Origin of the sequence: Salegentibacter sp. UBA1130, from assembly GCF_002311535.1 — a bacterium.
Taxonomy (GTDB): Bacteria; Bacteroidota; Bacteroidia; order Flavobacteriales; family Flavobacteriaceae; genus Salegentibacter; species Salegentibacter agarivorans.
Window position 1 is genome coordinate 15,891 of record NZ_DCAP01000015.1, and the last position, 8,572, is coordinate 24,462.

The window sequence follows — 8,572 nt, forward strand, 5'->3', positions numbered from 1 at the left end:
TAAATTTGAGATTAAATGAAATACGCCCTCATCACCGGTGCTTCTCGCGGAATTGGAAAAGCTATTGCTTTAAAAATAGCTCAGGAATTGCAGTATAATATTTTGCTGAATTTCCAATCCAATGCCGAAGCTGCGGAATCTACCAAAAAACTAATTGAAGCTGAAGGTGTAAAATGCGAATTACTAAAGTTTGACGTTGCAGATGCTGAAAAAACTTCTAAAGCGCTTGAAAATTTCACTAAAAATAATCCGGAAGCAGAAATTGAAATCATTGTAAATAATGCGGGGATTAACCGCGACGGACTTTTTATGTGGATGAAACCTGAAGACTGGCATTCGGTGATCAATACCAGTTTAAATGGTTTTTACAATGTCACTCAGCCACTAATCAAAGATATGCTGAAAAGGCGCTATGGTAGAATTATCAATATTGTTTCACTTTCAGGATTAAAAGGCAATGCGGGCCAGGTAAATTATTCGGCGGCAAAAGGAGCGGTGGTCGCTGCCACGAAGGCCCTGGCACAGGAAATAGGTAAAAGAAAAGTTACTGTAAATGCTGTAGCGCCCGGTTTTATCACTTCAGACATGACTGCCGATTTTGATGACAATGAACTTAAAAAATTGATTCCCTTAAATCGTTTTGGCGAAGCCGAGGAAGTAGCCGATTTGGTAAGTTTCCTGGCCTCTAAAAAGGCTTCCTATATTACCGGCGAAGTCATTAATATTAACGGCGGACTCTATTCATAAATTATGTCTAATTGGAAAGGACAATCGCGTGGTACCGTTCTGGGATTAAGGATCTACGTTTTTATAATTAAAACTTTCGGGCTTTATGCTTCTTATTTTGTCCTTCTTTTTGTAGCTCTTTACTTTATTTTCTTCGCTTTTAATTCTACTAAAAGTGTTTATTATTTATTTCGAAAAAGATTAGGTTTTTCAAAAATTAAAGCGGCTTTAAATGTTTATAAAAGCTATTTTACCTTTGGAAGAATTCAATTAGATCGCGTGGCTATAGCTTCTGGATTAAAACATAAATATAGCTTTGAGTTTGATGGGATTCAGAATATCCAAAACTTACTTCAACAGAAAAAAGGAGGAATTTTACTTACCGCTCACATTGGAAATTTTAATCTTGCAAAACATTTTTTTGATGAAACCAACAATCATCATATTGTAAACCTGGTGGTAACCGATTTAGAGCACGAGGAAATTAAAGACTACCTGGATTCGGTTACAGGGAAATCGGCTATAAAACTCATTGTTTTAAAAGAAGATCTTTCCCATATTTTTGAGATGAACCGTGCACTTCAAAACAACGAGCTCCTGGTTTTTGCCGCAGACCGGTATACCGAAAATGCTAAGACTTTTACTCAAGATTTTATGGGAAAACCAGTGAAATTTCCGCAGGGACCATTTAAATTAGCGGCCCGTAATGAAATTCCTGTATTATTTGTACATATTATGCGAGAGAAGAATTTTCATTATCATTTTTATGCCAGGCCTTATAATCCTGAGAATAATGATGCGAAAAATCTATTAAAAGCTTATCTTGAAAACCTGGAAATTATGCTAAAAAAGTATCCGCATCAATGGTATAATTATTACGATTACTGGAACGATTTCAGCTAAAAAAAACAGCTTATGGCAGAAAATTTACTCAAAGAACCAATTAGAGAATTAGACCGAATTCTGCAGTTAATTCCACAAAAACCTCCATTTGTTATGGTAGACAGTTTATTGGAATACACCGATAAGACCGGCACTACCGGGTTTACCATACCTATGGATAATATTTTGGTGGAAGATGCCATTTTTTCTGAACCGGGTCTTATTGAGCATATGGCCCAAAGTATGTCGCTTTGGCGTGGTTACGAAGGATTTTTAAGCGGACTGGATAAACCAAAAACCGGTTTTATTGGCGCTATTAAAGCTGTTGAAATCCTTGAACTTCCAAAAGCTGGAACTAAATTAGTCACGTACGTAGAAATCCTTCAGGAGTTTATGAATGTAACTTCGGTTGGTGCACGTACTTTTGATGAAGAAGGAAAGCTTTTAGCCACTTCAGAAATGAAAACTGTTACTGTAGATTAATATGCTGGAGAAATCCTTAACCACCATTACAAAATTAAGAGTCCGTTTTCACGAGTGTGATCCGTTGCAAATTGTATGGCACGGCAACTATCTAAAATATTTCGAAGAAGGTCGTGAAGATTTTGGCCGCGAACACGGTATTTCTTACTTAGATGCTCAAACTAAAGGTTTTTCCACACCAATTGTAAAATCTATTTGCGAACACAAATTGCCTTTAAAATATAGCGATTCGTTTCAGGTGGAAACCACTTTTATAAATTCTGAAGCTGCAAAAATAAATTTCAGTTATAAAATTTTTAAAGGGGAAGACCTGATTTGCACCGGAGAAACGCTACAGGTTTTTCTGGATGAAAACCGGAAATTGATATTAAATAATCCGCCGTTTTTCTTAGATTGGAAAAAGAAAATGAAGCTGCTTTAATGAAGAAACTCTACCTGTTAGAAGATGCGATTATTTCTCCATTGGGATTTTCTACCAAAGAAAATATCCAGGCCATTCGTGAGGGAAAGTCGGGTTTAAAATTTCAGAAACCAGAATTTACCGAAAACCAATTTTTTGCCGGAATTATTGATGAAACACTATTAAACCAGGTTTTTTCAGAAATTGGAGCTATTGAAAAGTTTACCAAACTGGAAAAAATGATCCTGCTGGCAGTAAAGCAGCTCCTGGACAAAAATAAAAACCTGGATTTAACAGAAACTGCGCTAATTCTTACAACCACCAAAGGAAACATAAACCTTTTAAAAGAACCTGGCGATTTTCCTGAAAGTCGTTTAAAATTAAGTAAATTGGGTAAAATTGTTGCTAATTTTTTCGGTTTTAAGCAAACACCCATAATTCTTTCCAACGCCTGTATTTCCGGAGGATTAGGCCTTGCAGTGGCAAGAAGGTTGGGGAATTCTGGAAAATTTACAAATGCCATAGTTGTTGGAGCGGATTTGGTGAGTGATTTTGTGATCTCGGGTTTTAATTCATTCCAGGCTTTAAGCACTGAAGCCTGCAAACCTTTTTCAAAAGAACGGGACGGGATTAGCCTTGGAGAAGCCGCAGCAGCTATCATGGTAAGTACTGAAAAGCCCGAGATTTCAAATGTTATCAGTTTGATTGGTGATGCTTCTGCGAATGATGCCAACCATATTTCGGGGCCTTCGCGGACCGGGGAGGGTTTATATATAAGCATTCAAAAAGCGCTAAAAGATGCATCAATTTCCGCAGAAAAAGTCGGGCTTTTATCGGCACACGGCACGGCTACGGTATATAATGACGAGATGGAAAGTATTGCATTTCATAGATCTGGTTTGCAGGAAGTGCCAATTCATAGCTTAAAAGGTTTTTATGGGCATACTTTGGGCGCTTCAGCTTTATTAGAAAGTATTATAACCAAACATTCGATGCTGAATAATGAATTAATTGCTTCTAAAAATTTCGGCGAATTGGGAGTTTCGAAGTCTTTAAATATTATTCAAAGTAATAAACACAAAGAAATCTATTATGCCCTAAAAACCGCGTCGGGATTTGGCGGATGTAACCTGGCTTTGGTTTTTAAAGCAGAAAAAGAATAAAATGTCAAATCAATTTTACATACAGGATTGGGTAAAGATTAAAAACGGTGAAATTTTTAATTCAGGAAAATTGATTTTTGAATCTACAGAAAAGGAACTTAATCTTTTTCTAAAGGAATGCTATGAATTTTTAGAAATAAAGTATCCTAAATTTCACAAAATGGACGGACTGTCAAAATTGGGAATTTTGGGTTCAGAAATTATTTTCAGAAAAAATAAACCCACAAAAGATACCGCCCTGGTAATCTCAAACAATGCTTCCAGCCTGGAAACCGATAAGCAATTTCAGGAAAGCACAAAAACTTTTGCGTCGCCTGCGTTGTTTGTTTATACACTTCCAAATATAGTTTTAGGCGAAATAAGCATTAAATATAAATTGCAAAGTGAAAATGCCTTTTTTATTTCAGAAGATTTTAATGCCGGCCTGCTAAAAGATTATTCAGAATCCCTGTTATCTTCAGAAAAAACTTCCAGGGTGCTTTGTGGTTGGTTAGACTTGCAAAATGGCGAATATGATGTATTTTTGTGCCTGGTTTCAAAGGAAAAAAACATTCCATTTTCTGAAGAAAGCCTCAAAAAATTATATTGCGCTGAAAATGACAAACCTACACACCGAACTTAAAGAAAGCATCATCGAGCAACTTAACCTGGAAGATATGGAACCTGCCGATATAAGCAACGACGAACCGCTTTTTGGCGATGGTCTTGGCCTGGATTCTATAGATGCATTGGAGCTTATTGTGCTTTTGGAAAAAGATTATGGGATAAAACTCACCGATCCAGCTCAGGGAAAAGAAATTTTTGTCTCCATAAACCAAATGGCTCAATTTATTGAAGAAAACCGAACTAAATAATTTATGAATAAAGGTGTTGCCGTTACCGGAATGGGGATTACCTCTGCGATTGGCAACAACACTGCGGCAAATTATAATTCTTTAATTTCAGGAAAGCACGGTATTTCTACTCCTGAAGTTCTAAAAACAATTTATAAGCATTTGCCTGTGGGGGAAATAAAAATTTCTAACGAAAGCTTTGCTAAAAAATTAAACCTTCCGGAAAATCATAGTTATACACGGGCTGCTTTATTAGGAGCGTTGGCCGTGAAAGAAGCCATATTCCAGGCTAATCTTAAATTAGATGGAGATACTGGTTTTATTTCGGGCACCAGCGTTGGGGGAATGGATGCTACTGAAACCTATTTCAAAGATTTTTCGGAAGGGAAAACTGATAATAACCGATTTATTCGTGCGCAGCATCCCGGTTTTACTACGGAAAAGATCGCGGAGTATTTTGAAGTTAACGGGTTTGTAAGTACAATAAGTACCGCCTGTTCTTCTGGAGCTAATGCGATAATGCTGGGCGCTAGAATGATTAAAACCGGAAAGCTGAAACGGGTAATTGTTGGCGGAACAGACTGTCTCACAAAATTTACACTTAACGGATTTAACTCTTTAATGATTCTATCTAATGAACAATGCAAACCTTTTGATGAAAACCGTAAAGGATTAAATTTAGGCGAAGGCGCTGCCTATTTAGTTTTAGAAGCTGAAGAGGAAATTAATGGTAAACCGGTTTTAGGGCGAATTTCAGGATATGGTAATGCTAACGATGCATTTCACCAAACTGCGTCTTCAGAAAATGGGGAAGGAGCTTTTTTAGCTATGCAAAAAGCTTTAAAAACTGCGGGAATTCCTGTCGAAAAAATTAATTATATAAATGCCCACGGTACCGCAACCAAAAATAATGATAAGGCTGAAAGTGCAGCTCTGGAGAGAATTTTTAGCAATAAACTTCCAGATTTTAGTTCAACAAAAGCTTTTACCGGGCATACTTTAGCAGCAGCGGGAGCTTTGGAAGCGGTTTATAGCTTGTTAGCAATTCAAAATGAACAGGTATTTCCAAACCTTAATTTTTCTAATCCAATGCTAAATCCTGGGTTTATACCGGTGACTAATTTGAAGGAAAAACCTATAGATTACGTGTTATCAAACTCTTTTGGCTTCGGGGGAAATTGTACTTCTTTAATTTTTAGTAAAAATGGGATATAAGATCTATATAAATGGGATTGGGAGTATTTCTGCTCAGGAGGAAGATTTATTTTCCAGAGGATCTGCAACTATTTATCGGGAGAACATTTTTCCTGCAATTTCCCCAAATTATAAAGAATTTATAAAACCTATGGCTTTAAGGCGAATGTCTAAAGCCATAAAAATGGGAGTTACTTCAGCCAAAATTGCTTTAAAAGAAGCCAAAGTTGAAGTTCCCGGTGCAATTATTACCGGAACAGGCGAAGGCTGCAAACAGGATACCGAGAAATTCCTGGAAAATCTGCTCGATTTGGACGAGAAATTATTGACTCCAACTTCTTTTATCCAATCTACCCACAACACGATTGGGGGGCAAATAGCCTTAAATTTAGGATGTAAAAATTATAATGTGACTTACACCCAAAATTCGGTTTCCCTGGAAACTGCTTTGCTGGATGCCCAAATGCAGTTCAATGAAAATCCTGAAATTGGTTCAATATTAGCTGGAGGAGTAGATGAGATTTCAGAAAAAATCACTTCATTTCAAAAACTTGATGGTCAGTTAAAACTGAATCCCATTAAAAATCTTGATCTACTGAGGGAAGATTCTACTGGTACGATTACTTCAGAAGGTGCACATTTTTTTGTCCTTTCTAAAGAAAAGAAGGAAAATACTTATGCTGAATTTCAAAGTGTTTCTATAAAAAATGTGATTAAACCTGAAACTATTATTAATGAAATTGAAAATTTTCTGGCAAAAAACAACCTGAATAGTACAGCTATAGATGCAGTTATTTTAGGAAAAAATGGAGATAATAGGTACGATTATTTTTATAAAAATCTTCAAAGAAAATTGTTGAAAAATAAACCTCAGTTGGCTTATAAGCATCTTGTGGGCGACTTTGATACGGCGTCGGGATATGCAGTTTTTGTGGCTGCTAAAATTCTAAAAACTAGTAAGATTCCTGCAATTTTAAAGCTAAACAATGTTGATTGTAAAATCCCGAAACATATTCTTATTTACAATCAGTATCTTGGCAGGGATCACAGTTTAATGCTACTTAGTGCGGTTTAAAATTATAAATACGGTTATTATCTTTCTGCTTTGCGGAGCTTTGGTACTGACTTTCTTCGGTCTCACCTCATTTTGGTATGTCTTAACTTTTATTATTCTCTACCTGCTTTTTTTACTTACCGTCTCGACGAATGTTAGGTTCAATTTCTTTGTAAACTCTATTAGTGAAAATCGAAATATTATAAATAAACAAGTAGCGATAACTTTTGATGATGGCCCGGTGGAAAATACACTGGAAATTCTAAAGGTTTTAAAGAAATATGAGGTAAAAGCCGGGTTTTTCTGTATTGGAAAGCATATAGAAGCACAACCTGAAATTTTCAGAAAAATTATTGAAGAAAATCATTTGGTTGGCAATCATACATATAGTCATACCCGTAAAATGGGAGCTTTACCCGTTTCTACCCTGGTGCGTGAAATAGAAGAATGTAATAGAATTGCCGAAGAAACCGCCGGGATAAAAATGAATCTTTTTAGATCGCCTTTCGGAATTGTAAGTCCCAAAACGCAAAAAGCTCTTCAAAAAACAGGAATGCAATCTATAGGCTGGAGCATTAGGTCTTTTGATGCGGTACTTTCTTCAGAAGAAATTATTCTGAATAGAATTAAAAAAAGGCTTAAACCGGGAGCGGTAATCCTTTTGCACGATAATAATGCTAAAACCGTCAATATACTGGAACAGTTGTTGCTATTTTTGAAAAATAATCAATATGAGGTTGTAAGACCTGATAAATTATTGGAAATCAATGCGTATTCTTAATATTCTAATTTTATTTCTAAGTCTGAATTTAGCGGCACAGGAGGAGCTTTCTAAAGATGAAATATCTCAATTTCAGGAGGAAATGATGACTAAAGCTAACGAGCTCACCACTCTGGAAGCCGACTTTATACAAACCAAAAAGATTGAAATGATCACAGAAGAATCTGTGAGCCGCGGCAAACTTTATTATCAAAACCCTGAAAAATTAAAATGGGAATACGCAGAGCCACAAGATTATGTAATTCTTTTTGTAGAAGGTGAACTTCATATAAATGACGCAGGTGATAAAAGCGTGAGAAACACCGGCTCTAACAAGCTTTTTGATAAAATTGCCAAACTTATTACAGGAAGTGTTAACGGGAAATTGCTTCAGGATAATGAGAATTTTGATATTTCCTATAGTCGCGAAAACAATTTGATTGCTGCTTTAATAATTCCGAAGGATAAAAACTTAAAAGCAATGTTTGCTGAAATCCACTTATCCTTTAATGAAAAAAATATCGTTGAAAAAGTTGATTTGCGGGAAGAAGCAGGAGATATGACGACTATTGAGTTTAGTAATATTAAAATTAACCGCGAAATACCTGCTAGCCTTTTTGAACCATAAAATGTTTATGAAAGGTAAAATACCTGAATTTTTCTGTGTAATTTAGTAAGACAACAATACCAGCCAATACATGTTATTAAAGAATTTTTATTCAGTTTTAAATTCTTCCGAAGAAAACGGGAAGCAGCTTACCCAGATACAAATTAATAAAGATCACGAGATTTACGAGGGCCATTTTCCAGGTAGGCCGGTAACTCCGGGTGTTATTTTAATGAATTTATTCAAAGAAGAAGCAGAGCGAAGGTGTGGATGTAAACTTCAGTTTAAAAAAGGTAATAACGTAAAATTTATGGCCGTGGTAGATCCAAATACCGATGCGGTTTTAAACCTTGAAACAGAAATTACAGAAGAGAATCAGGAAATAAAACTTAAAGGTATAGCTAAGAATTCTGAAGGTATTTCTTTGAAAATCAACTCTCTTTATAAAAAAGTTGAATCTTAAGCTTTTA

At 35.8% G+C, this 8,572-nt stretch carries 12 protein-coding genes; all 12 read left to right on the forward strand.

What is annotated here, in order from left to right:
- The first annotated feature begins 15 nt into the window (after positions 1-15).
- The 12 genes from fabG (at position 16) to B4F31_RS04815 (ending at position 8,565) form a co-directional block, all read left to right on the forward strand.
- The gene (fabG, locus tag B4F31_RS04760) at positions 16-747 is read left to right on the forward strand and encodes a 3-oxoacyl-ACP reductase FabG (RefSeq protein WP_075326917.1); all 732 of its coding nucleotides are present in this window, start codon (positions 16-18) and stop codon (positions 745-747) included.
- A 3-nt stretch (positions 748-750) separates the two neighbouring features.
- Positions 751-1,629: a lipid A biosynthesis acyltransferase gene (locus B4F31_RS04765; protein ID WP_075326916.1), complete on the forward strand. Its 879-nt coding sequence runs from the start codon at positions 751-753 to the stop codon at positions 1,627-1,629.
- A gap of 12 nt (positions 1,630-1,641) precedes the next feature.
- On the forward strand, positions 1,642-2,091 hold the full coding sequence (locus tag B4F31_RS04770) for a hypothetical protein (protein ID WP_075326915.1): 450 nt from the start codon (positions 1,642-1,644) through the stop codon (positions 2,089-2,091).
- A 1-nt stretch (position 2,092) separates the two neighbouring features.
- On the forward strand, positions 2,093-2,512 hold the full coding sequence (locus B4F31_RS04775) for an acyl-CoA thioesterase (RefSeq protein WP_093302737.1): 420 nt from the start codon (positions 2,093-2,095) through the stop codon (positions 2,510-2,512).
- Positions 2,512-3,654, forward strand: coding sequence for a beta-ketoacyl synthase N-terminal-like domain-containing protein (locus tag B4F31_RS04780; RefSeq protein ID WP_286760743.1), 1,143 nt, complete (start codon positions 2,512-2,514; stop codon positions 3,652-3,654). Before B4F31_RS04775 ends, B4F31_RS04780 begins: the two co-directional genes overlap by 1 nt.
- A gap of 1 nt (position 3,655) precedes the next feature.
- A complete protein-coding gene (locus B4F31_RS04785; RefSeq protein WP_075326913.1) occupies positions 3,656-4,276 on the forward strand; it encodes a hypothetical protein in 621 nt (206 codons plus the stop codon).
- The gene (locus tag B4F31_RS04790) at positions 4,251-4,508 is read left to right on the forward strand and encodes a phosphopantetheine-binding protein (protein ID WP_075326912.1); all 258 of its coding nucleotides are present in this window, start codon (positions 4,251-4,253) and stop codon (positions 4,506-4,508) included. The genes B4F31_RS04785 and B4F31_RS04790 overlap by 26 nt, the downstream gene beginning before the upstream one ends.
- Positions 4,509-4,511: 3 nt before the next feature.
- A complete protein-coding gene (locus tag B4F31_RS04795; protein WP_286760744.1) occupies positions 4,512-5,702 on the forward strand; it encodes a beta-ketoacyl-[acyl-carrier-protein] synthase family protein in 1,191 nt (396 codons plus the stop codon).
- Entirely contained in the window at positions 5,692-6,756 is a 1,065-nt protein-coding gene (locus B4F31_RS04800; RefSeq protein WP_075326910.1) for a beta-ketoacyl synthase chain length factor, read from the forward strand. The genes B4F31_RS04795 and B4F31_RS04800 overlap by 11 nt, the downstream gene beginning before the upstream one ends.
- Complete coding sequence (locus B4F31_RS04805; protein ID WP_075326909.1) at positions 6,746-7,516, forward strand: polysaccharide deacetylase family protein; 771 nt, start codon at positions 6,746-6,748, stop codon at positions 7,514-7,516. Before B4F31_RS04800 ends, B4F31_RS04805 begins: the two co-directional genes overlap by 11 nt.
- On the forward strand, positions 7,503-8,123 hold the full coding sequence (locus tag B4F31_RS04810; RefSeq protein ID WP_075326908.1) for a LolA family protein: 621 nt from the start codon (positions 7,503-7,505) through the stop codon (positions 8,121-8,123). The genes B4F31_RS04805 and B4F31_RS04810 overlap by 14 nt, the downstream gene beginning before the upstream one ends.
- A 70-nt stretch (positions 8,124-8,193) precedes the next feature.
- Positions 8,194-8,565: a hydroxymyristoyl-ACP dehydratase gene (locus tag B4F31_RS04815; RefSeq protein ID WP_286760745.1), complete on the forward strand. Its 372-nt coding sequence runs from the start codon at positions 8,194-8,196 to the stop codon at positions 8,563-8,565.
- Positions 8,566-8,572 lie beyond the last annotated feature (7 nt).